We start from the raw sequence: 25,197 nt of genomic DNA on the forward strand, positions 1-25,197 counted from the left end.
CTGCGGGAACTGGTGCGCCATGGTCGGGAAGCCACAGCCATGTGCCGGACAGGCTAAGCTGTGCGGGGAGCGAACAGCAGTTTCAGGTAGGTCCGGAAAAGCATGATCTGTTCCGACGCGTTGTTGTTTTCACGCAGGGCACGCTGGAGCACCAGCCCGCCTTCGACAACGCCGGACACCATATCGCCCAGCGCATCCATATTCACAGCCTCGCGGGGTTCGTAGAGCTCAGCGATGTCCTCAAACATCCCGCGGAAGCGGCGTCGCCAGCCAAGGATGGCCTGGCGGTTCAGCTCTCGCACGCCTTCGTCAAAGAGACGGTCCTGATAAGCTGTCGACGCGATGACGCATCCCGGATGGCCGGTTGGCATTTCCTCAAGCATTTCCGCCAGCAGCCGCAGGCCGATCAGCATGCAGTGCAGCGGATCGTCGTTCAGCTCGCGCGCCCTGGCAAAGAGGTCATCATAGAGTTGGTTTTCTGTATCGATATACCGTTCGAGCATCGCGCGGGCGAGCGCGTTCTTGTCAGGAAAATGATAGAAAAAACCGCCCCGTGAAATCTCGGCTCCTGCCACGATTTCTTCAATCGATGTTGCCTCGAAGCCTTTTTCGAGCACCGCAGCCTCGGCAATATCAAGGATTCGCGATCTTGTATCCGGCTTCTCCGCCATCTCACCCTCCGCTACTGGACCATGAGTACAGTTGACACCCCACCGTGCCATTTCACCCGCGCGACCCTACCCCGCAAGCCGTTAAACTCAAAACAGAATTCGCATCAGGCAAGCTGCACCACCGGACAACTTTCGCAGTGCATCCGCCCGCTGTAGTCATCGGTCATTCTTCGTAAAGGAACGAGTTATGCGAATTCAACATTTTATCGGCTCTGACCGCTTCTACCTTTCTGACGGCGGGCTGGAGACTTACATGATTTTTGACAAAGGATACGATCTGCCGTGCTTTTCTGCAGCCGTGCTGCTCGACAGCGAGGCCGGCCGGCATGATCTTGCCTCCTATTTTGAAAAATACATCAATATCGCCGCACGCAGTCATCGTGGCTTCCTTCTGGATGCGCCGACTTGGCGGGCGGGCACTGCATGGGCCGGCCCGCTGGGCCATACCACGGAGGAAATACTTGAAACCAACCGGCGCGCTGTCAGTTTTGTCATGGCCATAAGGGCCCGTCATGAAACCTTGCGCCTGCCAATTCTGATCAACGGTCTGGTTGGCCCCGCCGGTGATGCTTACGCGCCCGATACGGTACTTTCTGCAGATGAAGCATTTGAAATTCACGCCCCTCAGATCTCTGTTCTTGGCGAGGCCGGGGCGGATCTGATCAGCGCGATGACGCTGACACACGCCGAAGAAGCCACCGGCATCGCGCGCGCTGCCCAAAAACACAATGTCCCGGCCGTTGTTGCCTTCACGCTGGAAACCGACGGACGCCTGCCATCCGGTCAGGCATTGTCGGACGCCATTGATCAGGTGGATCGCGAAACGGGCGCAGCGCCGCTTTATTACATGATCAACTGCGCCCACCCGGACCATTTCCGCAGAGTGCTCGCCGCGGGTGGCGACTGGCTCAGGCGGATCGGCGGCATCCGCTCCAATGCATCGCGCATGAGCCATGCGGAACTGGACGAAGCCGAAACGCTGGACGACGGCAACCCGGTGGAACTTGGGCAACTCAATGGCGATCTCATGGAGATGCTGCCGGCCCTGAGGGTCATTGGCGGGTGCTGTGGCACGGACCATCGTCATGTCGGCTGTATAGCCGAACAGGAACGCAGCAAGACGTTCGCCTGATTTCCGGTCAACAGAAAGAGTAAAATATGTTCAGATACATTCCCGCTGGTCTTGCATTGGCAACCGTGGCGCTGTCACTGGCTGTTGCAGGCGTAGAGCATGAAACCACATTACAGGTTACGTCGGAAACACAGACGCCGGCATTGATAGCCACGGAAGAGTGGGATTCCGGTGGACCCGTCGGAACTGCTCCAGGGTACTGAGGCAGCCCTTTTCGACCGGCCCGATCCTGCAGGGCCGGTCACACAGACTGATTGAACGAATGAGATACGAAAATGATTGAAGAAGATTTCCGGCTCCGGCCAGCCACTGTTGACGACGCGCCGCAGCTGGCCAGGCTGATCGATATCGCGGGCGAAGGTATTCCTTCCTGGCTCTGGCAGAAATCGGTGGAAGGAAACCAGACCCCGCTCGATATCGGCACAGAACGGGCAAAGCGGCCCAGCGGCGGATTTTCCTACAGGAATGCCGTTGTCGCCACCCTGTCCGGTCAGACCATAGGTATGGTCCTGAGTTACCCGATTGACGCAGCACCGGAGGATGACCCGGATGATCTGCCCGATCCGATCGCTCCCTTTGTCGCGCTTGAAAAAGGATCGGTCGGCACATGGTACGTTAATGCCCTGGCTGTTCTGCCCGGGTATCGCGGTACCGGCGCGGGAACACTGCTGATGCGTCATGCAGAGGAACTGGCACGCGGCGCAGGATACGACCGCATGAGCATTCAGGTGTATGGCCAGAATACCGGTGCCACACGGCTTTATGGGCGTCTGGGATATGCGCAGGTTGACGCAGCCCCGGTCCGGCAACACCCCTGCCAGCCGTACTACACCGGAGATGTGCTCCTTCTCACGCGGGACATCTGATATCCATACTGCACTGCGGGGCCGTCGGCCGGCCCTGCAGAACGGCCAGCAGAGCCCCTGCCCGCAGTTTCCATTCAGAATCTTCGGCAGTTGCTATAGGTTGATGCTGACTGAAGGGGGTGGGAAAATGACTGACTACTTTGACCTGGGACACTATTCACGTCCCGCAAGCGGAGATCCGGAAGCCCAGCGCTGGTCAGACAGAGGGCTGATCTGGCTCTACGCATACAACCACGAAGAGGCTGTGGTTTGCTTCGAAAAGGCGCTTGCCGCTGACCCTGCCTGCGCACTCGCCTGCTGGGGCATCGCCTACGGGATCGGCCCCAACTACAACAAGCCCTGGGAAGTTTTTTCGCCTGAAGAAAAAGCGCCTGCTCTGGCGCGGGCCCATGATGTCCTGCGAAAAGGCCGCAGCATTGCCAGCGCCACGCCTCAGGAAAAAGCGTTGCTGGACGCGCTCGCTCTGCGATATCCGACCGATCCGGAGATCGAGGATTTTCAGCCTTTTAATGACGGTTTTGCCGCCGCCATGAAGCCTGTGTATGACGCGTCTCCGGACGATCCGGATGTGGCGTGTATCTATGCGGAAGCGCTGATGAACCGCACGCCATGGAAACTCTGGGACTACTGGAAGGGCATCCCGAACCCGGAGGCATCTACCGAAGAAGCAAAGGCTGTACTGGAGCGCGCTTTTGCGCAGACCCCCGGCGCATGGGATCATCCGGGCCTGCTGCACATGTATATTCACCTGATGGAAATGTCGCCCTTCCCGGAACGCGCGCTGCGGCACGGCGACCGGCTCAACGGTCTGGTGCCGGATGCCGGTCACCTTGTGCACATGGGATCACATATCGACGTTCTGTGCGGTGATTATCAGAATGTTCTGTCCAGAAATCTGGCGGCGTCTGACGTCGACGAAAAGTTCCGCACCTATGCCGGACCCGCTAATTTCTATGCGCTATACAGAATTCACAATCTTCATTTTGCCCTCTATGGCGCGATGTTCCTGGGCCAGAAAGCGGCGGCGCTGGATGTCGCAGCACGGCTGGTTGCGGAAGTGCCGGACGAAGTTGTCCGGGTCTATCCTGATCTGTTTGAGACCTTTGTCGCGGCAAGACCGCATGTCTACATCCGGTTCGGCATGTGGGAGGAGGCGCTGACCCTCGAACAGCCCACGGACAAAGAGCTGTATACGACAACGAACGCTCTGATCCTTTATGCGCGCGCTGTAGCGCTTGCCAATCTGGGCCGTCACAATGAGGCCGCACAGGCCGCAGACGCTTTTCACGCCGCCTATGCCGACGTTCCCGAGGAACGGATGCTGTTCAACAACAGCGCGCGGGATGTCCTGGCTGTGGCTGAGCAGATGATGCTGGGCGAAGTGGCCTTCAAATCCGGTCAGCGTGACGCGGGCCTCGAACACCTGCGGGCAGCTGTCCGGCTGGATGACGGGCTGATGTACGAAGAGCCCTGGGCCTGGCCGCAGCCCACCCGGCACGCACTTGGTGCGCTTTTGATGGAGGCGGGGCAGTTTGACGAGGCAGAGGCCGTTTACCGTGCGGACCTCGGGCTTGATAACAGACTGCCGCGCCCGAGCCAGAACCCCCGGAACGTCTGGGCGCTGCATGGGCTGCACGAATGCCTCTCCAGGCGCGGTGAAACCTCCGAGATCGTACATATCGGTCAGCAGCTGGATCAGGCCCTTGCGCGCGCGGATGTCCCGATCCGGGCAAGCTGCCTTTGTCGTGCGGTTGCTGCCTGAAACAGCTGGCGATGCCGCGGTCTCAGAACAGGTGGTCTGTTGTCAGGCGAACCTTTCCGGGCTGATCTGGGGGAAATGCGCGTTTGGCATACGTCCGGTCACCAGATCAGAGACCAGTTCGCCGGAACGCGGCGCCATCATCAGCCCATAATGGGAATGACCAAAGTTCAGATAGAGGCCCTGGTACCCTTTGACCTCACCCAGCGCCGGCAGGCTGTCGGGGAAGGAAGGGCGCCGCCCCATCCAGAAACGCGGTGCTGACAGGTCTATATCCGGAAATGTCTGCTTTGCCTGCCGCACAAGCTGGTCCCTCCTGCGGGGGTCTGGCGGTGCATCCACCGGCCCGAATTCTGCCTGTCCCGCCACACGCAACCCGTCTTCCATTGAGCTGGCCACGAACTTGGCGTCCACATCCATCACCGAGTTATTGAGGGTGATGCCCGGCTGTGGAAACTCTACATGGTATCCCCGTTCGGCCATCAGCGGCATCTTCAGGCCCAGCGGGTCCAGCAACGCCGCACTCCAGGCCCCCATCGCGACCACCACATCCGGACATTCAAAGGTATGGCCGTCGCAGACCACCTGCCAGCCGCCATCCCCTGCCTCAAGCCGTTGTATGCTGTCGCGGACGAAGGTCACCCCAAGACGCCGGGCCTTGTCTGCGAGCACCGTCCCGATGCGCCCGGGAGACAGCGCCCGGGCCTGCCCTTTGACAAGGACAGCCGCCTGAAATTCCAGGTGCAGTGCAGGTTCTGTGCGGCGCAGTTCGTCCTGGCCGATCAGCTCAAGCTCCGCCCCCTTTTCGGACCGGATGGCATAGTCGAGCGAGCGCAGACTGGCCCGGCTGCCATCTCGGAATGCATGCACATACATACTGTCGGCCAAAAGGTTCTCGGCCCCAGTTCCCTCAAGATGACGGCGGTAAAGCTCAATGCCCGGTCCGCACAGATGTTCCATCGCATCTGCCGCTTCTCTCACCTTCTGGTCGGTCCCGCGTCGCAGGAACCGCAGACCCCAGGGGATCATAGCAGGCCAGGTCTGAAGCCGGACCGACAGCGGCCGGTAACGGCCCCACATGAGCTGAGGGATTTGCCGCCACGTCCCGGGCAGTGACTGCGGAATGATCGACCAGGGCGAAATAACGCCTGCGTTGCCAAAGGATGTCTCCTGCCCCGGATCAGACCGGTCAATCACCCGGACCCGCACCCCGCGCTCGGCCAGCGACAGGGCTGTGCAGATCCCGACGATCCCTGCCCCAAGGACTGTTACGCTGCGTTCCATCTTCAGGCAACGGCCTGTGCGCTGCGTCTGGCCACGATCTGCGACAGGATCGCGGGGGCTGCGATCATCAGAGCCGCGAGGTCTGCCTGAAACGATGGGGCAATAAAGACCAGCCCGGCAATCGCCATCAGCCAGCGATACACAGCGCCCATCGGTGCCAGCCAGTATCCTACGACCGCCGAGGACAGGGCGATAACGCCTGCAATACAACTGGATGCGGTATAGGTGAATTCCCACAGATCGAACCCGGTCGAGGAGACAAAGAGCAGAACCGGCGCGTAGACAAACGCCATGGGCGCCACGACTTTACCAAGTCCGAGCGTAAAGGCAGAGATGCCGGTGCGGAACGGATTGGAATTGGCGATGGCGGCGGCCGCATAAGCAGACGTGCAGACCGGCGGCGTGATTTCGGCCACCACACCATAGTAGAGCACGAACATATGGCTCGCGATAGGAGGGATACCCAGCTGGGCCAGTGCCGGCTGCGCCACAGACACCAGCATGATATAAAGTGCTGTCGTCGGCACGCCCGCGCCCATCAGAATACAGGCCAGCGCGATGAACACCAGGCTGATGAAGAGGGTCAGATCCTCAACCGTGAAGAGCGTCCAGTCCCCGAAGGTAAAGAGCCACGCGAGGTCACTGCCCAGATTTGAGGCCGCCTGCGTCACCATAAACCCGATGCGGAAACCAACACCCGTGGTGTTGATCACCCCGATCACGATGCCCACCGCCGCCGAGGCCGCACCGACCGCAAGCGCATATTTGACACCTGTTTCGAAAGTATCGCCCATCTCCGGAATACTGATCCGTTTCTGCGGGTTGAGCGTCGCGACAACTGCTCCGGCGATCAGGATGCACGACATGCTCAGATCAAATCCTCCGCCAGTGTATTTCCAGACGACAAAGCCAATGAAAGCGGCGGCATAAACTAGTGTGACCGGCTCTTTCATGCGGCTCATACCAGCAATAATCGCGAGTGAGATCCCGCAGAAAGCGGACATGTAGGGCGTGTAGCCCGAGAACAGGACGACCAGCAGGCCGATCAGAGGCACGATATTCGCCCAACCGTCACGCCAGACGGCTCCAAGCTGTGGCAGCGCTTCCTTTGCCAGCCCCTTGAGACCAAGTTTACGCGCCATCAGGTGCACAACGGCAAAGACGCCGACATAGTGCAGCAGCGCAGGGAAGATCGCGGCAATCACGATCGTGGTGTAGGGCAGCTCCAGGAATTCGGCCATGATGAACGCCGCTGCACCCATAATGGGCGGTGTGATCTGACCACCGGCGGAGGCTGCAGCCTCAACACCGCCTGCGAAGTGGCCCGGGTATCCCAGTGCGCTTCATGTTCGGAATGGTCAGAGCGCCGGTGGACACAGTATTTGCAACCGAAGATCCGGAAATCGTGCCAAAGAAGGCCGATGACACCACGGACACCTTGGCCGGGCCGCCCGTGTAGCGGCCTGCGAGAATGGTGGCGTTGTCGATAAAGAGCTGTCCAAGCCCGGTGCGCTGGGCGATGACACCGAAAAGCACAAAGTGGAAAACGATCGTAGAGACCACCCAGAGGGTAACACCAAAGATGCCTTCCTGTGGGAAATACATCGACGAAACAAAGGTGTTGAACTTAACGCCCGGATGCTGAAGCAGGCCCGGGAAATATGGGCCGAACAGCGCGTAAGAAATAAAGACACAGATGATCAGGGGCAGGATCCAGCCCAGCGTCCGCCTTGCGATATCCAGAACGAGGACAATGAGCACACAGCCGAAAAACAGGTCCCAGGGGCTCGGGTTCCCCATGCGGAAGGTCATTTCCTCGACCCCGAGGACCGGCAACCCGCGCCAGGCAAGGCCGAGATAGAGTGCAGATGCGACGCCCAGCACCATCAGAAGAACGTCAAAGTATGGCACACCGCCCAGACGCATCGCCCCGGTTCTGAGGTCAAAGGACGTTTTGGTCTTGATGAGCGGGTAGAACGAATATGTAAGAATAAACAGGCCGGACAGGTGCCAGCCCATATGCCAGTAGTCCGGCGGAAGGGCGAAGCCTGCGGTCAGATAGTGATAAACAGCAAAGGTCAGCGCTACATAGCGCAGAAACCGGCCAAACCAGGGTGAGACAGAGCGCGTCGCTGCACCTTCGTCATACTTTTCCTCAATCGCGGCGAGTTCCGCTTCGGTCAGTTCGCGGACTTCGGTCTCAGGGGTTACTGGATTGGTCATGCGAAATGCCCTTCAGGATTTTCAGTGAATAAAGCCGGAAAACGGTCTGCGACCGACGGCGCTGTCCACCATTGTTGCGAGTGTGATAATGTCGAAGACCGGACGGCCCAGCCGGGCCTGAAGTGAATGCGCGTAGGGGGGCAGATCGGTACATTCCAGAAGGATGGCACCTGTCTGCGGCGCGCGCGCCAGCAGACGTTCGCCGGCCTCAAGAAGCTCTGTTTCTATTTTCGCCAGATCCATGTCGTCGCGGTCATTGCGCAGAATGACTTCTGAAAACTCGGGGCCTGCATCCATGCCTTCGATGACGATTGGCACGTCGCCCGCCCCGACGGCCCGGAGGTGGTCGTCGGTGAGCAGATCGGCCGAGGCGGTCAGAACGCCCACCGGCCGGCCAGTCATACGGTGGATCATATCGGCCTGCACCAGCGAGGACACAAAGACCGGCACATTCACGGCAGCGGCAATCTCTTTCTGGAAGAGCGCGAGGAACCCGCAGGATCCGGTGATCGCTCTGACCCCATTCTTCTCCAGCCGTTGTGCCGCAGCGATCAGCGGCTCGATCATCTCCGGCGACGGATTGTTCAGCAAAAGCGGAACTGTCAGTCCCTCAATGATCTCATAGCTTGTGGTAAACGGCAGGCTCGACGGGTTTTTGATGTGCCCCGGCGGTTTCGGGAAAAGGCTTTCGAGTGCCAGAACACCAATCGACACGCCGCAGATATTCGTTCCGCCTGGAATAACAGTCACGTTCTGGCTCCGGAAAAGGGGGGAATATGGGGCGGTCAGGCAGGGCTGTGAGCGCTGCCTGACCTGTTTGCGGGGTTACTCGAGCAACCCGGCTTCTTTGTAGAACTTCTCGGCACCCGCGTGGAGCGGCACACCCAGCGCTGCGATACCGTCAAGTGCCGTGTCAGGCGTGATCTGCTTGCCTTTCGCATGACCATTGTCCAGCAGCTTGCGGGTATTGTCATTCCAGAGTGCTTTGGTGATGCCATAGACCAGCTCTTCCGAGAGATCAGATGACACGACCAGAAGCGCGGAAACCGCGGGTGTTTTCACTTCATAGTCTACACCTTCGTAGACACCCGCCGGGATGCTGGAGGGAATGTAGGCCGGGATAATATCGTTGATCTTTGCCAGATCCTCATCCGAGAAGCTGTGCAGTTCCATACCTTTTGTCGTGGACAACTGCACCATCGCGGAGACCGGCCAGCCTGCGGCATAAAAATATGCATCGAGCTGTCCGTCTGCGAGACGCTCGGCAGACTGGCTGTTGTTCAGCTCGGCCTCGTCCATGTTGTCGCGCGTCACGCCCCATTCGGCGAGCATCTGCTCAACCGCCACCTGCGTGCCGGAGCCCGCCTGAGCAATGCCGACACGCTGTTCAGCGAGGTCAGCGAGGCTGTCGATGGATTTGCCCTTTGGCATCACGAGATGCAGATCTTCGGGATAGAGATTCGCCACAATCCGCAGCTTCGCGCTTGGCTTGCCCTCAAACTTGCCTTCGCCCAGATACATCGACCGGGTGACGTCGGCTGCTGCCAGACCCGCTTCCAGCTCACCATTCTGCACGGCGGTATTGTTGAAAACGGACGCGGTGGTTGACTGAGCGATCGCGATCAGCCCCGGTACACCGCACTGACCGCCCTTGTCGCAGGGGCGGGATCCGGGTGGTGCCGAAATACCGTTGGCGATGGTCCCACCGATCGGAAAATAGGTGCCGCCCGCACTGCCGGTGCCGATGCGGAAAAAGGTGGGATCCTGCGCATATGCAGTGCCCGCCGCCAGCGTTGCGGCAAGCGCAACACCTGTAAACTTGGAAAACAGCGTCATTTATTTCTCCCTTTGGAAAGGCTTCTCTGTCGAGCCATGCGAGTGACGTTAACGAAACGGAAAATAAAAACAAATTTGAATATCTTTTATTTCCATAAATTGCATTTATGATTCTGGTATGAATATTTCGCAGATTGCCGCCTTTCAGGCCGTTATGACATCCGCCTCTCTTTCCGATGCTGCCCGAAAGCTGGGCCGCACGCAGCCCGCCGTCAGCGCCTCCATCCGTACGCTGGAAGATCAACTTGGGCTCAAACTGTTTGAGCGCAAAGGCCGCAAGCTGGAACCTGTACCCGAAGCGCAGTACCTGCTGACTGAAACCGATGCGATCCTAAGCCGGCTGACCCGCGTGCGTCAGACCATGCGCAGTCTGGTGGATGGTCAGGCCGGAACGCTCAAGGTTGCCGCAATGCTGGGGCCGGTTACCCGGCTGTTCCCGAAATTCATCGCGCATGAAATTGACAGCAGTTCGGACATCACGGTCACGCTGCTGGCGCGGACATCCGCACAGATCGCGGAACTTGTGCGCGCCCAGAGCATTGATTTCGGGTTTGCCGACGCCCCGCAGGACCGAGAACCGGAGAACCTCTACACAACGGACATCGTTTCGGCTGACTGCTTTCTGGCACTGCCGAAAGATCATCCGCTGGCCGCGGAAACAACGGTTTCAGTCGCGGACCTGCATGGCCAGCCAATGGGATCACTGCAATCCGGTCATGCTCTGCAATCGGACATCCGCGAACTGTTCCGGGCCGCGGACGCTGACCTGCGCACGGTTCTGGAATGCCAGACTTTTCTGCCGATACTGCAGTTTGTGCAGGCGGGTCAGTGCTGTGCTATTATTGACCCGCTCACCGTCGCCCATGTCACCCAGACTGTGGGAGCCGCGGATGGTATCGTGCTGCGGCCGATCAAAGAGCACCTGAGGTACGAATATGCCATTTTCGCTCCGCGTTATCGCCAGGTTTCCATGCTGGCCGACAAGCTGCGCGAGAGCTGGTACACCGAAGTTTACAGTCTTCTGAACGGCGTCGGAGCCGCCCCTGCTGAAGAGCCTCCGGACAACGCGGGCGAGCGCCGGCGCTCAGGCGCGCCAGACTGAGTTGCGTCCTTTTTCGCTGATCTGCAACGCAAGGTCCGAGAATTCGTCCTCGATGTAACGCTGAAAGCGGCGTACGGCCGGGCGCGCCTGTCGGTCGCCGCGCCACAACAGGCCCAGTTCACGGTCCGGGTGGTCAATCCGGATCGGCAGCGAGGTGACCGCGCGGGTGTGCTGCTGCATGAAAACGACTGAATACGGCAGCACCGTCAACGCCTCGGACCCTGCCATCACACTGATAATGGAGGCCAGCGACCCCCCCGTGAAACTGACGCGGAAATCCGTGATGCCGATGCTCCTGAGCGCGTTACGCAGATCTTCGTAGAGCGGGCTGCCGGCAGGCGGTGCAATCCACGAGTAGGGCGCGATGTCCTGCAGCGTCAGCGTAGGTTTGCGCGCCAGCGGATGTGAGGGCGCGCAGGCAATCACGTTCCGGCCCTGCAGAATCGGTTTGAACGACAGCCCTTCGGGAACGCTGTCCGGCCTGACTGGACAAATCGCAATGTCCACGTTCCCGACGTTGAGCTGTTCCGTCAAAAGATCGAGATAGCCATAGGTCTGATGCACAGACACTTCGGGATGGGCCGTCTGAAAGGACGCGATCATGCTGGATATGACTCCGTCCATAAAAATAGGCGTCCCCGCGAGACGCGCTGTCCCGGATTTTCCGGCGTTGTAGAGTTCTGCCGCCTGTTCTGCGGCGAGGCTTGCCTGCGCAATGATACGGCCCTGCTCTGCCAGCGACCGGCAGAGTTCGGTCGGTCGCAATGGTTTCTTTCCCTTTTCGAAAAGACGCGAACCCAGACGGGCCTCGAGCATTGCAATTGTCCGTGACAGACTTGGCTGAGACTTCCCGATCACCCGCGCGCCTTCGCTCAGCCCCCCCGCATCCGAAATGGCTGCGAGGATTATCAGGTGATTTGGATCAATCTTCATAACATTGCGTTATATTCTTTGTTCCAAATTCGATCAACTATCACATTCCTGGCGGATATCACCGGTTTCACAAAGGTTAACGGGGCCGGAATGACAGTCGATCACAGGACAACAGAAACCCAAGGGCGCGTCCGTTTCGGCGCAGGTCTGCGGCACGACATCGCCGATGAAGTTGCCCGGCTGGGTGCCGGGCAGGCGCTGGTTCTGTCGACCCCACACCAAAGCGAAAGCGCTCTTGAGATCGCGGAACGGCTGGGACCGGCGGCTGTCGGGGTCTTCTGCCGTGCGGCCATGCACACCCCTGTAGAGATCACTGAAGAGGCCGTCAGCCACACGCGTGAGACGGGGGCGGATTGCCTCGTGTCCGTTGGTGGCGGCTCAACAACCGGGCTTGGGAAGGCTATCGCGCTGCGCACCGACCTGCCCCACATTGTGATCCCCACGACCTACGCCGGCAGCGAGGCAACACCTATTCTGGGACAGACCGAAAACGGGGTCAAAACCACGCTGACCGACGCCCGCGTGCTGCCACAGGTCATTCTCTATGACCCGGAGCTTGTCACCAGCCTGCCCGTAAAGATGACCGTGACGTCAGCGCTCAATGCAATGGCCCACGCAGCTGAAGCGCTTTATGCAAAAGACAGGACTGCGGCGACAGACAGTCTCGCAACAGATGGGCTGCGCGCCTTTGCCGATGGCCTGCCCCGCGTGCTGCAGTCGCCGGAGGACACCGGCGCCCGCGAGGAAACGCTGCGCGGGGCCCGGGCCTGTGGCACCGTTCTCGGGCAGGTCGGCATGGCGCTGCATCACAAGCTCTGCCACACGCTTGGCGGCGCTTTCGACCTGCCGCACGCAGACACCCATGCGGTGATCCTGCCCCACGCGATCAGCTATAACGCAGAAGCAGCCGCAGACGACCTGCGCCCCATCTGCGAAATATTCGGCGGATCAGAGCCCGGGGCAGCATTGCACCGCTTTGCTGCCGGAATGAACGCGCCACTTGCGCTGCGTGATCTTGGCCTGCGCGAGGCAGATCTGGACCACGCCGCAGACCTTGCCACACGCCGCCCCTACCCCAACCCACGGCCCGTGACATGTTCGGACATCCGCGCGCTGTTGCAGGCAGCCTGGGCCGGCGGCGCACCAGACCAATAAAAAGCCGATGACGTCAGGGAGACCAGCATCATGATCACACGCCGTACACTTCTCAAGAACACCGCAGCCACTGGCCTGAGCCTTGCCGCGGCACCGCTGGCCGCACCAGCACTGGCACAGGGGGCCCGGATCCGCCTTGGCTATGTCAGCCCACAGTCCGGCCCCCTCGCGGCTTTTTCCGAAGCTGATCAGTTCATCATTGATGGCTTTTTGGGATCGGAGGCCGGTGCCGAATTCGAAGTGGTTGTCAAAGACAGTCAGTCCAACCCGAACCGCGCCGCAGAAGTCGCCAAAGAACTGATTATTGACGACGAGATCGACATGATGCTCGTGGCCTCCACCCCGGAGACCACCAACCCGGTCGCGACCACCTGCGAGGCCGAGCAGATACCGGTTATTTCGACTGTTGCACCCTGGCAGCCATGGTTCATCGGCCAGCAGGGCAATCCTGGCGATCCCGGTTCATGGCGCCCGTTTGACTACAGCTTTCATTTCTTCTGGGGGCTCGAGGACGTGATCAGCGTTTTCACAGCGATGTGGAACCAGCTGGACACCAACAAACAGGTTGGCGGCCTTTTCCCCAACGATGGCGACGGCAACGCCTGGGGAGACCCGAATGTGGGCTTCCCGCAACCGCTGGCCGCCCAGGGATATGGCCTGACGGATCCGGGTCGGTACCAGAACCTGACGGACGACTTCAGCGCCCAGATCAACGCCTTCAAGCAGGCAGACTGCGATATCATCACCGGGGTCCCGATCCCGCCCGATTTCACCACGTTCTGGACCCAGGCCAAACAGCAGGGCTTCACGCCCAAGGCTGCAAGCATCGGAAAGGCCATCCTGTTTCCGCAGGCCGTTGAGGCACTTGGGGATCAGGGGCACAATCTCAGCTCCGAAGTCTGGTGGTCCCCGACGCACCCGTTCACCTCTACGCTGACCGGTCAGTCTGCCGGTGATCTGGCTGAGGGTTACACCGCTGCGACCGGAAAACAGTGGACACAGCCCATCGGGTTTGCACATGCGCTGTTTGAAATGGCCGCTGATGTTATGGGCCGCGTTGAGGATACGCGCGACCCGGACGAAGTTGCCGCCGCGATTGCTGCCACAGAACTGAATTCGATGGTCGGACGCCTCGCGTTCGATGGCGCCGGTCTGCCGCCTTTTGCCACTGCAAATATCGCCAAGACACCGCTGGTGGGCGGCCAGTGGCGGCTGCGGAGTGATGGTGGCTATGACCTCGTCATCGTCGACAACAGTGATCATCCGGACATCCCCGTTGGCGGCGCAATGCAGGCCATCAGCTGACATCAGAGCCGGGAGCAGATCATGTCCATCCTGTCATTGCAGAACGTCAGCAAGAGCTTCGGGGCGCTGAAGGTGACCGATGATGCCAGCTTCGATGTGCCGGAGGGCCAGGCCCTCGGGATCATCGGGCCCAATGGTGCGGGAAAGTCTACGCTGTTCAACCTGATCACCGGCAACCTGCGCGCCGATGCGGGCAGCATCCGGTTCGACGGCCGGGATGTGACGCGGGTCTCAGCGATGGAACGCTGCCTGACCGGCATCGGCCGCTCGTTTCAGATCCCCCAGCCCTTTGAAAAGCTGACGGTCTACGAGAACCTCGTGGTTGCCTCGACGCATGGGCGCAATCTGAGCGAAGCAGCAGTTCTGGATGATTGTGCTGACGTTCTGGAACGCACGGGCATGATCCACCGCGCCAATATGGCTGCCGGACAACTGTCCTTGCTGGAGCGCAAACGTCTCGAACTGGCGCGTGCGATGGCAACAAAGCCAAAGCTGCTGTTGCTGGATGAGATTGCGGGCGGCCTGACCGAAGGAGAATGCCAGGCGCTGATCGGGACGATCCGGGACATTCACGCGCAGGGCGTCACCATCATCTGGATCGAACACGTACTGCACGCGCTGACGTCTGTGGTTGGACGCCTGCTGGTGCTGGATTTCGGTCGTGTTGTAGGCATCGGCGAGCCGGACGACATCATGGCCAGCCGCGAAGTACGCGAAATCTATCTGGGGATCGACGTCTGATGGGGCTGCTGCGGACAACCGGCCTAACGGCCGGATACGGTGATTTTCAGGCACTGTTCGGCGTCGACATCGAGCTGAGGGAGGCGGAAACCGTTGCCATCATCGGGGCCAATGGTGCCGGAAAAACCACACTGATGCGCTCCGTTGCCGGCATTCTGCGCAACGATGCAGCGTCGGTGCAGTTCGATGGCGCGGACATCGGTGCCCTGCCCGCGGATGAAATCGTCACGCGCGGCGTGGCCATGGTGCCTGAAGGGCGCCGCCTTTTCCCGTCCCTCACGGTCGAGGAAAACCTGCTGATCGGCGCGTATGGCCGCCGCACGAGGGGGCACTGGACGCTGGATACGGTCTATGAGCTGTTCCCCGTACTGAAAGAGCGCCGGAACACGCCGGGCACCGCCCTGTCAGGCGGTCAGCAACAGATGGTAGCCATCGGGCGCGCCCTGATGAGCAACCCGCGTGTGCTTTTGTGCGATGAAATCAGTCTTGGACTCGCACCAGTCGTGATCCGCGACATCTACAAAGCCATCCCGGCCATTAAAGCCGCAGGTGCCAGTCTGATTGTGGTGGAGCAGGACATATCGCAGGCGCTGGCCGTCGCCGACCGCGTCTATTGCATGATGGAAGGGCGCATCACCCTTTCTGGCACACCGGACAGTCTGAGCCGCGACGCAATCCACGATGCCTATTTCGGAGCAAACCAATGATCTGGATTGATACGATCCTGCAGGGCATCCTGCTGGGTGGTCTTTACGCACTCTTTGCGGCAGGTCTGAGCCTCGTCTTCGGGATCATGCGTCTGGTGAACCTCGCGCACGGCGATCTGATCGTCATGGGCGCCTATCTGATCCTGGTTCTGGTGACTCTGCTGGGCCTGCCGCCCTTTGCCGCACTGCTGATCGCCATGCCGCTGATGTTCTGCATGGGCTGGGGGCTGCAGAAATTCCTGCTGAACCGGACCCTGGGCGACGACATTCTGCCCCCCTGCTGGTCACTTTCGGACTGTCGGTTGTGCTGCAGAATGCGTTGCTTGAGACATTCTCTGCGGACAGCCAGCGTCTGCCGACGGATGCTCTGACGACCGCATCTGTTCAGCTGGGCCCGGTCGCTCTGGGTGTGATGCCCCTGCTGACCTTTGCCTCCGCAGTACTGGTGATCGTCGGCCTGAACCAGCTCTTTTACCGCACCAGCCTCGGGCGCGCTTTCCGGGCCACATCGGATGATGCCGTAACAGCAAGCCTGATGGGCATTCGGCCTGCCAGTATTTTCGCCACGGCCACAGGCGTCGCTCTGGTTATCGTGACAATCGCAGCACTCTACCTCGGCCTTCGGGCAAATTTTGACCCGAACATCGGGCCGGCACGCCTGATCTATGCCTTTGAGGCCGTGATCATCGGTGGGCTCGGATCGCTCTGGGGCACGCTGGTCGGCGGGATCATCATTGGCGTGGCGCAAACCGTCGGCGCTGCGGTCAATCCCGAATGGCAGATCCTCTCAGGCCACATCGCATTTCTGATCGTGCTGCTGATCCGGCCACGCGGTCTTTTTCCAAGGGCACATGACTGATGAGCTATTCCGTTTCCGTTCAGACACCCGCTTCACGCTTCACGACAGCCGCTGCTGCTCTTCTCGTGCTGGTGCTCGTCGCTCTGCCCTTCTTTGCCGGGCGCGGCACCATCCGCGATATGTTCTTTATTCTGACCATGCTGGTGCTGGCCCAGTTCTGGAACCTGCTGGCCGGATACGGCGGGCTGGTCAGCATTGGCCAGCAGGCTTTTGTCGGTGCCGGGGCCTACGCGCTTTTTGGTGCGGTCATTCTCTGGGGCATGGATCCGGTGCCTGCCATTCTGCTGTCAGGCGTCGCCGCACTTGTGATTGCGGTGCCAACCGCTTTTTTCGCGTTCCGCCTGAATGGCGCCTACTTTGCGATCGGCACATGGGTCATCGCCGAGGTCGTGCGCCTGCTGATGGCCCAGTGGAAAACGCTCGGCGGCGGCACCGGCACCTCGCTGCCACGCGACGCAACGCGTGATATGTGGTTCGTCGGGCTGATTGAGGACACACTGGGTGTCAGGTCGGCCGCAGCCCGCGATATTCTGGCCTATTGGCTGGCGCTCGCGCTGGCACTGGCAACCATCGGCGGCATCTACTGGCTGTTGCGCACCCGGCGCGGTCTGGCCCTTGCCGCTGTGCGCGACAACATAGAAGCCGCAAAATCCGTAGGCGTTGATGCGGCGCGCATGAAATGGATCGTTTTCCTGACCTCTGCTTTCGGCACCGGCCTCGCGGGCGGACTGATCTATATGCAGAAAGCCCGGATCAGCCCGGACGCTGCCTTCAGCGTCACAGACTGGACCGCCTATGTGATCTTTATCGTCGTCATCGGCGGGATCGGCACCATCGAGGGCCCGATCATCGGTGTGCTCGTGTTCTTTGCTCTGCAGTCACTGCTGGCCGATTTTGGCAGCTGGTACCTGATGAGCCTTGGTGTGCTGGCCATTGTGATCATGCTGATCGCACCGCGCGGCCTCTGGGGCCTGATTTCGGAACGCACCGGGCTCGACCTTTTCCCAATCCGCCGCCGGCTCACGGGCGGCAAACTGACCCAAGCGGAGGATTAAACATGGCAGATATCACAACAGATGTGCTGGTCATTGGCACCGGACCGGCCGGCTCGGCAACTGCCGCGCTGCTGTCGACCTATGGCATCGAAAACATGGTGATCAACCGGTATCGCTGGCTGGCCAACACCCCGCGCGCGCATATCACCAACCAGCGCACGATGGAGGTCCTGCGCGATCTGGGGCGCGAGGTGGAGGATGAGGCCTATCTCTTTGCCGCCGAGCAGGAGATCATGGGCGAGAATGTTTTCTGCGAAAGCCTCGCTGGCGAAGAAATCGGCCGCATGAAAAGCTGGGGTACGCACCCGTTGTCCAAGGCTGAACACCTGCTGTCGTCGCCCACCTTTATGAATGACCTGCCCCAGACGTTTATGGAACCGCTCCTGTTCAAAACGGCCTGTGCGCGCGGCACGCAGGCCCGCATGAGCACGGAATACCTGCGCCACGAACAGGACGGGGATGGTGTCACGACGACCTGCCTCGACCGGCTGACCGGAAAAGAGATCACCATCCGTTCGAAATATCTGGTCGGCGCTGACGGGGGGAACTCGCTGGTGGCTGACCACATTGATCTGCCGTTTGAGGGTCAGATGGGCGTGGGCGGCTCGATGAACATTCTCTTTAAGGCGGATCTTTCGCGCTTTGTCGCGCATCGCCCCTCCGTTCTCTACTGGGTGGTGCAGCCAGGTGCCGATGTGGGCGGTATCGGCATGGGGCTGGTGCGTATGGTCCGGCCCTGGAACGAATGGCTGATCGTCTGGGGCTATGACATCAACCAGTCCGCACCGGAGGTCGACACGGCCTTCGCAGAAAAGGTCGTGCGTGATCTTGTGGGCGACCCTGAACTTGAGGTCGATATCACGAGCTGGTCCACCTGGACGGTCAATAATTACTATGCGACGCACCTGCAGAATGACCGGGTGTTCTGTATGGGTGATGCGATCCACCGCCATCCGCCGTCGAACGGACTGGGGTCCAACACGTCGATCCAGGACGCTTTCAACCTTGCCTGGAAACTGGCAGCTGTTCTGCGCGGCGAGGCAGGCCCTGCCCTGCTGGAGACTTATTCGACAGAACGGGCGCCGGTGGCCAAACAGATCGTCACGCGGGCCAACCAGTCCATCGGCGAATTCGGGCCCATCTTCGAGGCTCTTGGCCTCACTGAAAGCAATGATCCCGAAACCATGCAGAAAAACCTCGAAGGCCGCTGTGACCCGACGCCGGATGCCGAACGGCAGCGCGCGGCCATCCGGGAGGCGATCGCCTTCAAAAAGTATGAGTTTGACGCACATGGCGTCGAAATGAACCAGCGTTACAGCTCGGAGGCCACGGTCACCGACGGGCAGGTTGAACCGGACTTCCGCCAGGATGCAGACCTGCACTACCAGCCCACGACCTGGCCCGGCGCGCGGATCCCGCATGCTTGGCTCTTTGACCAGAAAGGCGGCCGGCATTCGACGCTGGACCTTGCGGGAGGTGGTGCGTTTACGCTCTTTACCGGTCTGGGTGGCGCGGCCTGGGCAGAGGCTGCGAAAACGGCGGCAGCAGAGATGGGCATAACACTGCACACGCATATTATCGGCCCACGGCAGGAATTTGTGGACCATACCGGAGACTGGGCACGGGCGCGCGAAGTCGGAGACGCGGGATGTATCCTGACGCGGCCGGATCAGCACGTCTGCTGGCGCCATGACGGCCTGCCCGAAGATCCCACAGCCGAGCTGACGCGCGTCCTGTCAGCCGTACTCGCCAGATAGGAGGCACGCCATGAGCACCGAAAAGCCGGGTTATTTTACCGAAGAGAACTCCGCTGACGTCGTGATCGCCCGCAACGCGGATGCCAGCGACAAACGCCTTGCTGAGGTTATGGCTGTCATCACAAAGCACCTGCATGCTGCGGTCAAAGAGATTGAGCCCACCCAGGAAGAATGGTTTGAGGCAATCAAATTCCTGACCAGTGTCGGGCATACCTGCAACGACTGGCGGCAGGAATTCATCCTGCTGTCGGACAGTCTCGGCGTTTCGATGCTGGTGGATGCAATCAATAACCGCAAACCCACCGGCGCCTCAGAGTCGACGGTCCTGGGTCCCTTCCATGTCCCGGACGCGCCCGAACTGCCGATGGGCGCCGACATATGTCTGGATCAGAAAGGGGAACCGATGCTCGTGCGCGGGCGCATTGTGGGCACAGACGGGCAGCCACTGGATGGCGCCAAAATCGATGTCTGGCAGGCGAATGACGAGGGCTTCTACGATGTCCAGCAAAAGGGTCTGCAACCGGATTTCAATCTGCGGGGCGTTTTCCGGACAGGCCCTGACGGAACCTACCACTTCAAAGGCGTAAAGCCGAAATTCTATCCCATTCCTGACGATGGCCCGGTGGGTCAGATGCTGCAGAAACTCGGTCGCCATCCTTACCGTCCGGCACATCTGCACTACATCCTCGAAGCACCGGGGTTCGAGACCCTGATCACGCATATCTTTGATCCCGACGATCCTTATATCCATTCGGACGCCGTTTTCGGCGTAAAGGAAAGCCTGCTGGCAAAATTCGACCTGATTTCAGATCCGGAACAGATCGCCCGGGCCGGATTTGATCGTCCCTACTACGAAGTCGTGCACGACTTTGTTCTGGCACCCGCCAAATGAGTACGCCCTGCATGATCTGCGTGGCGATCACAGGGTCGCTGCCACGCAAGGAAAACAATCCTGCCGTCCCGATCACTGTGAGCGAGCAGATTGAGAGCACACATGAAGCGTTCGAGGCCGGTGCGAGCATTGTCCACGCGCATGTCCGCAATGAAGATCAGAGCCCCAGCAGCGATCCCGACAAATTTGCAGCCCTGAAGGAAGGCATCGAAAAACACTGCCCGGGCATGATCATCCAGTTCTCAACGGGCGGGCGCTCCGGAGCGGGCCGGTCGCGCGGTGGCATGCTGCCGCTTGCGCCCGATATGGCGTCCCTTTCTGTGGGATCAAATAACTTCCCCACGAGGGTCTATGAAAACCCGCCTGAACTGGTGGACTGGCTGGCCGGGCAGATGGCCGCCCACGGGGTCCGGCCAGAAATCGAAGCCTTCGACCTGTCGCATATCCTGAAGGCCGCGCAGATGCATGAGGCCGGGCAGCTGACCGACACGCCATACGTACAGTTTGTCATGGGCGTCAGGAACGCGATGCCCGCAGACCGGGAGGTTTTTGACTTCTATGTCAAAACCGTCCGGCGGCTGTTCGGTCCGGATGCCCCCTGGTGTGCCGCCGGGATTGGCGCAAACCAGCGGGTTCTCAATGAATGGTCAGTTGGTGCTGGTGGCCATGCCCGCACAGGCACTGGAAGACAACGTCCGCCTCGACCGGAACAGGCTTGCACCGTCGAATGCGGCCTTGGTACGCCTTGTCACCGACATCTGCGAACAGCATGAACGGTCGGTCGCCACATGGCAGCAGGCCCGCAGTATCCTTGGGCTGTGGGAGCCGGTTTAGCCCTGATCCCGGAACCGGCATGCAGGCCGCCTCCGGTCGCAGGTCAGCTGTCTTCAGCGCCGTCGCCAAGGATCAGCGTTACCCGGTCCCCGGCGAAAACAGTCCGGCCAAATTCAACGGGTTGCCCGTCATCTGTTACGTTGATCCCGGTTGACCGCAGGAGCGGATCGCCCTCGCGCAGATGCAGATGCATTGCCTGGGTGGCATCTGCCAGCACAGCGGTGAGCCGGGTTGAAATGCGCACGTAATCAGTCACGCCCAAAAGATCCAGCGCCTGGGTTACCCCGCGTGTATGCTGCAGTGCCTGTGCAATGCCAGGCAGTCTGGTTTCCGGAAAGATGCTCTCGAAAAGGGCTATGGGCTGCCCGTCGGCGAAAGACAGACCGTGATAGGAGCAGACCGGTTCGCCCGCCTCCAGACCGAGCGCCCGCGCCTCGCCGGCCGCTGCGGCACGCGTCTCGATCTGCAGTATACGTTTTTCCGGCGATCGCCCCGCCGCCAGCAGATTTTTGTGAAACCGCACGCGGCCACCGATCGGGTAATCCGTCGGCGTATCTGCCACAAAAGTGCCCGCGCCGCGCCGTGTACGCACCAGCCCCTCTTCTGTCAGATGCGCCAGCGCGTGGCGGACCGTATGCCTGTTGACCCCGAACCTTGCCGACAGCGCGGCTTCGGTCGGCATTCTGTCTCCAGGCCGGTACCGCCCTTCGGCAATGTCGCCCCGGATCTGCCCTGCAATGGCCAGCCAGACAGGTGTCTTTCGGCGTTTGGTGGTCATTTTGGCCGATCCTCCGGAAATCGTTGCTTCGCGTTCAGCGGATTCATAGTATGATATGTCTAGTTGTATAGATTGAAGCAAAGTTGTCGAGATGAAAGACTTTCCGGATCAGGATACTGACCGCAAGGCGTTGATAGGCCTGCTGGCCCGCGCACAGGCAGGTCCGATTTCCGGCCTTCTTGATACGCATGATATGCGCCGTGACTTTGACTGGTTGCGCGAGCCGGAGATTGACAGTGTCATGGTGCGTGGCCGCGCCGTGGGCACGGGAACACTTTTCAAACTTGGCGCAATGACTGTCACACGCTGCACGCTGCGCCTGACGTCCGGCGGGGTCGGACATGCATGGATCAGGGGGCGGCGCAAAGCCTGCGCAGAGGCGGCACTTGTGGATGCGCTGATGCAGACCGATCACGCCTACAACTTCGCCTGCCTGGATGAGCAGACCAAACGCATGATCCGCCGCGCCATCCTCAAGGGCCTTGCGATTCCCGGCTATCAGGTGCCCTTTGCCAGCCGCGAGATGCCCATGCCCTATGGCTGGGGAACAGGCGGCGTGCACGTGTCGGCTGCCGTGATGACGCCGGATGACTGTCTGAAAGTGATCGATCAGTGTGTTGTTGACACGACAAACGCGGCCTCCATCCACAGATTTTTCGAACGGACCGCTGGTGTGCGGACCACAACACACACAGAAAAGGCGACGGTCATTCAGACCCGACACTGCATCCCTGAGACACTGCTGAAGGAAGGTCAGATACTGGTCTATCAGGTCCCAACCCCGGAGCCCCTGCGTTTTCTGGAACCACGAGAGCAGGAAACCCGCAGGATGCACAGCCCGGAGGAATACGGTCTGATGCATGTCAAGCTCTACGACGACATCAGCCGTCACGGACGCATCGCCGCGTCCTGTGCCTATCCGGTCCGTGTGGAGGGCCGGTATGTCATGGACCCTTCGCCCATACAAAAATTCGACAACCCCAAACTCGGGGATATGGCCGCGATCCAGCTGTTTGGGACCGGGCGGGAACAGCGCATCTGTGCGCTGCCGCCACGGACAAGTGTCGTCAGTCTCGATTTTGGGCATCATCCGTTTGATCCCTCCGGAGCTGACCAGGCCTGCCGTCTCTGCGGCGCCGTCCAAAGCTGTCTGGACGAAGTCATCACGGACGATGCCGGCAACCGGATGTTTGTCTGCTCTGACACAGATTTCTGCGCGCGCACGAAGGCAGAAAGCGGAACGGACGGGACCACGCCATGACAGAGACGGCGCAGCTTTCAGCACGCGATGTCGGAAAGAGTTACGACCGGCACATTGGCTGCGCTGGTGTGTCGTTTGACCTCTACCCCGGCGAGGTTATTGGCATCGTGGGGGAATCCGGGTCCGGCAAATCCACACTGCTGAATTGCCAGGCCGGGCATTTGGTGGCGGACACAGGATCAGTGATCTTTGACACGCGCGCCGACGGACCGCGCGATACTGTCGCCATGTCAGAACCGGAACGCGGGATGCTCGCGCGCACGGACCGGGCGTTCGTGCACCAGCATGCGCAGGATGGCCTGCGCATGGGTGTCAGATCCAGTGGCAATGTGGGCGAGCGCCTGATGGCCGTAGGTGCCCGGCGCTATGGCGACATCCGTACTGAGGCAAAGGAGTGGCTGGTACGCGTTGAAATTGATCAGGACCGTATTGACGAGCGCCCCGGCACCCTTTCCGGCGGCATGCAGCAAAGGTTGCAGATCGCCCGGAACCTCGTATCTGGTCCCAGACTGGTGTTTATGGACGAACCCACCGGCGGGCTGGATGTCAGTGTGCAGGCCCTTTTGCTGGATCTGTTGCGCGGGCTGGTGCGGGACATGGGGCTGTCGGCCGTTATCGTGACCCACGACCTTGCTGTTGTGCGCCTGCTGGCGGACAGGCTGATGGTCATGAAGTCCGGACGGGTTGTCGAAAACGGGCTCACGGATCGCTTTCCGGATGATCCGCAGCACCCCTATAGCCAGCTGCTGGTCAGCTCTGTACTGCAGGTGTGAGGCGGGCCATGATAGAACTGCAAAACGTTTCAAAGACATTTGTTCTGCACACCCAGGGAGCAGCGGAAATCACCTTTCTCAAGGGCGTTTCGCTGCGCGTTTCACCCGGCGAGTGTGTAGCCCTGACCGGAGAGTCGGGCACCGGCAAATCGACGCTGTTGCGCATGAATTACGGAAACTACATAGCCGGGTCAGGTCAGATCATTGTCGGGGATACCTGCATAGCCGCCGCACGGCCCCGGGACATTATCCGGACGCGGCGTGAGGTTCTTGGCTATGTCAGCCAGTTTCTGCGGGTTGTTCCGCGCGTTGCGGCCCGTAATGTTGTCGCGAAACCCCTGTTGATGACAGGCATGGACCCCGCCGAAGCGCGCAACAGGGCCACAAAACTTCTGGAACGCCTGAATATACCAACAGCTCTGATGGATCTGTCCCCCACTACGTTTTCGGGCGGCGAACAACAAAGGGTCAACATTGCGCGGGGTCTTGTCCGGGCATATCCCGCGATGCTTCTGGACGAACCGACAGCCAGTCTTGACCCTGTAAACCGGGACATCGTTCTGAGCCTCATAGAGGACGCAAGGGAGCGTGGCGTTGCCATAATCGGCATTTTCCAGGATAGAACCGCACGCAACCGGATCTCTACCCGCACCGTCGATGTCACTGAATTTGCGCCGGGGGTCTCGCAATGAATGACGGATATCTGATCGCAGTTGTCGGCCCGTCCGGCGTGGGCAAAGACAGCGTCATTGCGGGTATCGCTGCGGCACGGCCCGACCTGCAGGTGGTCACGCGCACCATCACGCGGCCAGCCAATGCACCTGGCGAGAATTTTCACGCCGTCAGTTCCGCGGAATTTGACGGTATAGTCGCGCAGGGTGGGTTTTGTCTGCACTGGAATGCCCATGGCCTTCGGTACGGCATCCCCGCACAGGTTGCATCAGACGTTCAGGCCGGACGCCATTGCATCGCGAACCTGTCACGCGGGGTTCTGACGGATGCCGCTGCTCTGTTTCCCGCTTTGCTGGTTCTGAACATCACCGCAAGACCGGAAACCCTTGCCCACCGGCTGGGCACCCGAGGCCGTGAAACCGCCGCTGAAATTGCGCACCGGCTTGCGCGGAACCCGGGGCCATTGCCCGACAATGCGAACGCCGTAACCATCCCGAACGACGGCCCGCTCAAAGAAACCGTAAGCGCAGCACTTGTGGCGCTCGACCAGAGAGGTGCCGTTGCATGAAAAATCACCGCCACCCGCCGCACACCCATCCAAA

24 protein-coding genes and 3 pseudogenes are annotated in these 25,197 nt (G+C 60.3%); 20 read left to right on the forward strand and 7 right to left on the reverse strand.

Annotated features, from left to right (window positions below; all coding sequences use genetic code 11):
- Positions 1-53 precede the first annotated feature (53 nt).
- Positions 54-671, reverse strand: coding sequence for a TetR/AcrR family transcriptional regulator (locus ACZ1HA_RS11255; RefSeq protein WP_375230452.1), 618 nt, complete (start codon positions 669-671; stop codon positions 54-56).
- A gap of 187 nt (positions 672-858) precedes the next feature.
- Between ACZ1HA_RS11255 and ACZ1HA_RS11260 the strand changes: the two genes are divergently transcribed.
- The 4 genes from ACZ1HA_RS11260 (at position 859) to ACZ1HA_RS11275 (ending at position 4,431) form a co-directional block, all read left to right on the forward strand.
- The gene (locus ACZ1HA_RS11260; protein ID WP_472713932.1) at positions 859-1,803 is read left to right on the forward strand and encodes a homocysteine S-methyltransferase family protein; all 945 of its coding nucleotides are present in this window, start codon (positions 859-861) and stop codon (positions 1,801-1,803) included.
- Positions 1,804-1,829: 26 nt separating this feature from the next.
- Entirely contained in the window at positions 1,830-2,006 is a 177-nt protein-coding gene (locus ACZ1HA_RS11265) for a hypothetical protein (protein WP_472713933.1), read from the forward strand.
- 72 nt (positions 2,007-2,078) lie between these two features.
- A complete protein-coding gene (locus tag ACZ1HA_RS11270; protein WP_472713934.1) occupies positions 2,079-2,669 on the forward strand; it encodes a GNAT family N-acetyltransferase in 591 nt (196 codons plus the stop codon).
- A 127-nt stretch (positions 2,670-2,796) separates the two neighbouring features.
- A complete protein-coding gene (locus ACZ1HA_RS11275; protein WP_472713935.1) occupies positions 2,797-4,431 on the forward strand; it encodes a hypothetical protein in 1,635 nt (544 codons plus the stop codon).
- 42 nt (positions 4,432-4,473) lie between these two features.
- On the opposite strand, the gene ACZ1HA_RS11280 is transcribed toward ACZ1HA_RS11275, so the two are convergent.
- From ACZ1HA_RS11280 to ACZ1HA_RS11295, 4 genes and pseudogenes are all read right to left on the reverse strand, one after another.
- Positions 4,474-5,712, reverse strand: a complete 1,239-nt coding sequence (locus ACZ1HA_RS11280) for an NAD(P)/FAD-dependent oxidoreductase (RefSeq protein WP_472713936.1) — start codon at positions 5,710-5,712, stop codon at positions 4,474-4,476.
- 2 nt (positions 5,713-5,714) lie between these two features.
- Positions 5,715-7,935 (reverse strand): annotated as a pseudogene (locus ACZ1HA_RS11285) (TRAP transporter permease).
- A gap of 21 nt (positions 7,936-7,956) precedes the next feature.
- Positions 7,957-8,685 carry an aspartate/glutamate racemase family protein gene (locus tag ACZ1HA_RS11290; protein ID WP_472713937.1) on the reverse strand — a complete coding sequence of 243 codons (729 nt, stop codon included), beginning with the start codon at positions 8,683-8,685 and terminating at the stop codon, positions 7,957-7,959.
- 75 nt (positions 8,686-8,760) lie between these two features.
- Positions 8,761-9,771: a TAXI family TRAP transporter solute-binding subunit gene (locus tag ACZ1HA_RS11295; RefSeq protein WP_436398973.1), complete on the reverse strand. Its 1,011-nt coding sequence runs from the start codon at positions 9,769-9,771 to the stop codon at positions 8,761-8,763.
- A 118-nt stretch (positions 9,772-9,889) separates the two neighbouring features.
- On the opposite strand from ACZ1HA_RS11295, the gene ACZ1HA_RS11300 reads away from it, so the two are divergent.
- Positions 9,890-10,873, forward strand: coding sequence for a LysR family transcriptional regulator (locus ACZ1HA_RS11300; RefSeq protein ID WP_472713938.1), 984 nt, complete (start codon positions 9,890-9,892; stop codon positions 10,871-10,873).
- Here ACZ1HA_RS11300 and ACZ1HA_RS11305 read toward each other — a convergent pair.
- The gene (locus ACZ1HA_RS11305) at positions 10,856-11,806 is read right to left on the reverse strand and encodes a LysR family transcriptional regulator (protein ID WP_436398971.1); all 951 of its coding nucleotides are present in this window, start codon (positions 11,804-11,806) and stop codon (positions 10,856-10,858) included. The two genes, ACZ1HA_RS11300 and ACZ1HA_RS11305, sit on opposite strands and share 18 nt — an antisense overlap.
- A 90-nt stretch (positions 11,807-11,896) precedes the next feature.
- Here ACZ1HA_RS11305 and ACZ1HA_RS11310 point away from each other — a divergent pair, with 90 nt between their 5' ends.
- From ACZ1HA_RS11310 to ACZ1HA_RS11355, 10 genes and pseudogenes are all read left to right on the forward strand, one after another.
- On the forward strand, positions 11,897-12,961 hold the full coding sequence (locus ACZ1HA_RS11310; protein ID WP_472713939.1) for a maleylacetate reductase: 1,065 nt from the start codon (positions 11,897-11,899) through the stop codon (positions 12,959-12,961).
- Between the two features lie 30 nt (positions 12,962-12,991).
- The gene (locus tag ACZ1HA_RS11315; RefSeq protein ID WP_472713940.1) at positions 12,992-14,266 is read left to right on the forward strand and encodes an ABC transporter substrate-binding protein; all 1,275 of its coding nucleotides are present in this window, start codon (positions 12,992-12,994) and stop codon (positions 14,264-14,266) included.
- Between the two features lie 21 nt (positions 14,267-14,287).
- Entirely contained in the window at positions 14,288-15,007 is a 720-nt protein-coding gene (locus tag ACZ1HA_RS11320; protein ID WP_472713941.1) for an ABC transporter ATP-binding protein, read from the forward strand.
- Positions 15,007-15,714, forward strand: a complete 708-nt coding sequence (locus ACZ1HA_RS11325) for an ABC transporter ATP-binding protein (RefSeq protein WP_436398967.1) — start codon at positions 15,007-15,009, stop codon at positions 15,712-15,714. The genes ACZ1HA_RS11320 and ACZ1HA_RS11325 overlap by 1 nt, the downstream gene beginning before the upstream one ends.
- Positions 15,711-16,085 carry an ABC transporter permease subunit gene (locus tag ACZ1HA_RS11330; protein WP_472713942.1) on the forward strand — a complete coding sequence of 125 codons (375 nt, stop codon included), beginning with the start codon at positions 15,711-15,713 and terminating at the stop codon, positions 16,083-16,085. The genes ACZ1HA_RS11325 and ACZ1HA_RS11330 overlap by 4 nt, the downstream gene beginning before the upstream one ends.
- On the forward strand, positions 16,034-16,573 hold the full coding sequence (locus ACZ1HA_RS11335) for a branched-chain amino acid ABC transporter permease (protein ID WP_472713943.1): 540 nt from the start codon (positions 16,034-16,036) through the stop codon (positions 16,571-16,573). The genes ACZ1HA_RS11330 and ACZ1HA_RS11335 overlap by 52 nt, the downstream gene beginning before the upstream one ends.
- On the forward strand, positions 16,573-17,628 hold the full coding sequence (locus ACZ1HA_RS11340; RefSeq protein ID WP_472713944.1) for a branched-chain amino acid ABC transporter permease: 1,056 nt from the start codon (positions 16,573-16,575) through the stop codon (positions 17,626-17,628). Before ACZ1HA_RS11335 ends, ACZ1HA_RS11340 begins: the two co-directional genes overlap by 1 nt.
- A 2-nt stretch (positions 17,629-17,630) precedes the next feature.
- Complete coding sequence (locus ACZ1HA_RS11345; protein ID WP_472713945.1) at positions 17,631-19,385, forward strand: FAD-dependent oxidoreductase; 1,755 nt, start codon at positions 17,631-17,633, stop codon at positions 19,383-19,385.
- Positions 19,386-19,395: 10 nt separating this feature from the next.
- Positions 19,396-20,277, forward strand: coding sequence for an intradiol ring-cleavage dioxygenase (locus ACZ1HA_RS11350; protein ID WP_472713946.1), 882 nt, complete (start codon positions 19,396-19,398; stop codon positions 20,275-20,277).
- A pseudogene (locus ACZ1HA_RS11355) lies at positions 20,274-21,111 on the forward strand (3-oxoadipate:acetyl-CoA acetyltransferase). The gene ACZ1HA_RS11350 and the pseudogene ACZ1HA_RS11355 overlap by 4 nt, the downstream one beginning before the upstream one ends.
- A 43-nt stretch (positions 21,112-21,154) precedes the next feature.
- Here ACZ1HA_RS11355 and phnF read toward each other — a convergent pair.
- On the reverse strand, positions 21,155-21,889 hold the full coding sequence (phnF, locus tag ACZ1HA_RS11360) for a phosphonate metabolism transcriptional regulator PhnF (RefSeq protein ID WP_472713947.1): 735 nt from the start codon (positions 21,887-21,889) through the stop codon (positions 21,155-21,157).
- Between the two features lie 91 nt (positions 21,890-21,980).
- Here phnF and ACZ1HA_RS11365 point away from each other — a divergent pair.
- From ACZ1HA_RS11365 to phnN, 5 genes and pseudogenes are all read left to right on the forward strand, one after another.
- Positions 21,981-22,295, forward strand: a pseudogene (locus ACZ1HA_RS11365) (phosphonate C-P lyase system protein PhnG); the annotation flags it as partial.
- Positions 22,290-23,150, forward strand: a complete 861-nt coding sequence (locus ACZ1HA_RS11370; RefSeq protein ID WP_472715325.1) for an alpha-D-ribose 1-methylphosphonate 5-phosphate C-P-lyase PhnJ — start codon at positions 22,290-22,292, stop codon at positions 23,148-23,150. The pseudogene ACZ1HA_RS11365 and the gene ACZ1HA_RS11370, both read left to right, overlap by 6 nt.
- Positions 23,147-23,923 carry a phosphonate C-P lyase system protein PhnK gene (gene phnK / locus ACZ1HA_RS11375; RefSeq protein WP_472713948.1) on the forward strand — a complete coding sequence of 259 codons (777 nt, stop codon included), beginning with the start codon at positions 23,147-23,149 and terminating at the stop codon, positions 23,921-23,923. Before ACZ1HA_RS11370 ends, phnK begins: the two co-directional genes overlap by 4 nt.
- An 8-nt stretch (positions 23,924-23,931) precedes the next feature.
- On the forward strand, positions 23,932-24,615 hold the full coding sequence (gene phnL, locus ACZ1HA_RS11380) for a phosphonate C-P lyase system protein PhnL (RefSeq protein ID WP_472713949.1): 684 nt from the start codon (positions 23,932-23,934) through the stop codon (positions 24,613-24,615).
- Complete coding sequence (gene phnN, locus ACZ1HA_RS11385; protein ID WP_472713950.1) at positions 24,612-25,163, forward strand: phosphonate metabolism protein/1,5-bisphosphokinase (PRPP-forming) PhnN; 552 nt, start codon at positions 24,612-24,614, stop codon at positions 25,161-25,163. Before phnL ends, phnN begins: the two co-directional genes overlap by 4 nt.
- Positions 25,164-25,197 lie beyond the last annotated feature (34 nt).

It is taken from the genome of Roseobacter sp. S87 (assembly GCF_055693285.1).

Excerpts from the sequence above, each read along its gene's own strand:
- ACZ1HA_RS11300 (WP_472713938.1), top strand. The coding sequence starts at position 9,890 with ATGAATATTTCGCAGATTGCCGCCTTTCAGGCCGTTATGACATCCGCC.
- ACZ1HA_RS11340 (WP_472713944.1), top strand. The coding sequence starts at position 16,573 with ATGAGCTATTCCGTTTCCGTTCAGACACCCGCTTCACGCTTCACGACA.
- ACZ1HA_RS11295 (WP_436398973.1), bottom strand. The coding sequence starts at position 9,771 with ATGACGCTGTTTTCCAAGTTTACAGGTGTTGCGCTTGCCGCAACGCTG.
- phnN (WP_472713950.1), top strand. The coding sequence starts at position 24,612 with ATGAATGACGGATATCTGATCGCAGTTGTCGGCCCGTCCGGCGTGGGC.
- ACZ1HA_RS11345 (WP_472713945.1), top strand. The coding sequence starts at position 17,631 with ATGGCAGATATCACAACAGATGTGCTGGTCATTGGCACCGGACCGGCC.
- ACZ1HA_RS11275 (WP_472713935.1), top strand. The coding sequence starts at position 2,797 with ATGACTGACTACTTTGACCTGGGACACTATTCACGTCCCGCAAGCGGA.
- ACZ1HA_RS11265 (WP_472713933.1), top strand. The coding sequence starts at position 1,830 with ATGTTCAGATACATTCCCGCTGGTCTTGCATTGGCAACCGTGGCGCTG.
- ACZ1HA_RS11255 (WP_375230452.1), bottom strand. The coding sequence starts at position 671 with ATGGCGGAGAAGCCGGATACAAGATCGCGAATCCTTGATATTGCCGAG.
- ACZ1HA_RS11310 (WP_472713939.1), top strand. The coding sequence starts at position 11,897 with ATGACAGTCGATCACAGGACAACAGAAACCCAAGGGCGCGTCCGTTTC.
- ACZ1HA_RS11305 (WP_436398971.1), bottom strand. The coding sequence starts at position 11,806 with ATGAAGATTGATCCAAATCACCTGATAATCCTCGCAGCCATTTCGGAT.
- ACZ1HA_RS11270 (WP_472713934.1), top strand. The coding sequence starts at position 2,079 with ATGATTGAAGAAGATTTCCGGCTCCGGCCAGCCACTGTTGACGACGCG.
- phnL (WP_472713949.1), top strand. The coding sequence starts at position 23,932 with ATGATAGAACTGCAAAACGTTTCAAAGACATTTGTTCTGCACACCCAG.
- phnK (WP_472713948.1), top strand. The coding sequence starts at position 23,147 with ATGACAGAGACGGCGCAGCTTTCAGCACGCGATGTCGGAAAGAGTTAC.
- ACZ1HA_RS11320 (WP_472713941.1), top strand. The coding sequence starts at position 14,288 with ATGTCCATCCTGTCATTGCAGAACGTCAGCAAGAGCTTCGGGGCGCTG.
- ACZ1HA_RS11325 (WP_436398967.1), top strand. The coding sequence starts at position 15,007 with ATGGGGCTGCTGCGGACAACCGGCCTAACGGCCGGATACGGTGATTTT.
- ACZ1HA_RS11315 (WP_472713940.1), top strand. The coding sequence starts at position 12,992 with ATGATCACACGCCGTACACTTCTCAAGAACACCGCAGCCACTGGCCTG.
- ACZ1HA_RS11280 (WP_472713936.1), bottom strand. The coding sequence starts at position 5,712 with ATGGAACGCAGCGTAACAGTCCTTGGGGCAGGGATCGTCGGGATCTGC.
- phnF (WP_472713947.1), bottom strand. The coding sequence starts at position 21,889 with ATGACCACCAAACGCCGAAAGACACCTGTCTGGCTGGCCATTGCAGGG.
- ACZ1HA_RS11370 (WP_472715325.1), top strand. The coding sequence starts at position 22,290 with ATGCAGACCGATCACGCCTACAACTTCGCCTGCCTGGATGAGCAGACC.
- ACZ1HA_RS11260 (WP_472713932.1), top strand. The coding sequence starts at position 859 with ATGCGAATTCAACATTTTATCGGCTCTGACCGCTTCTACCTTTCTGAC.
- ACZ1HA_RS11330 (WP_472713942.1), top strand. The coding sequence starts at position 15,711 with ATGATCTGGATTGATACGATCCTGCAGGGCATCCTGCTGGGTGGTCTT.
- ACZ1HA_RS11350 (WP_472713946.1), top strand. The coding sequence starts at position 19,396 with ATGAGCACCGAAAAGCCGGGTTATTTTACCGAAGAGAACTCCGCTGAC.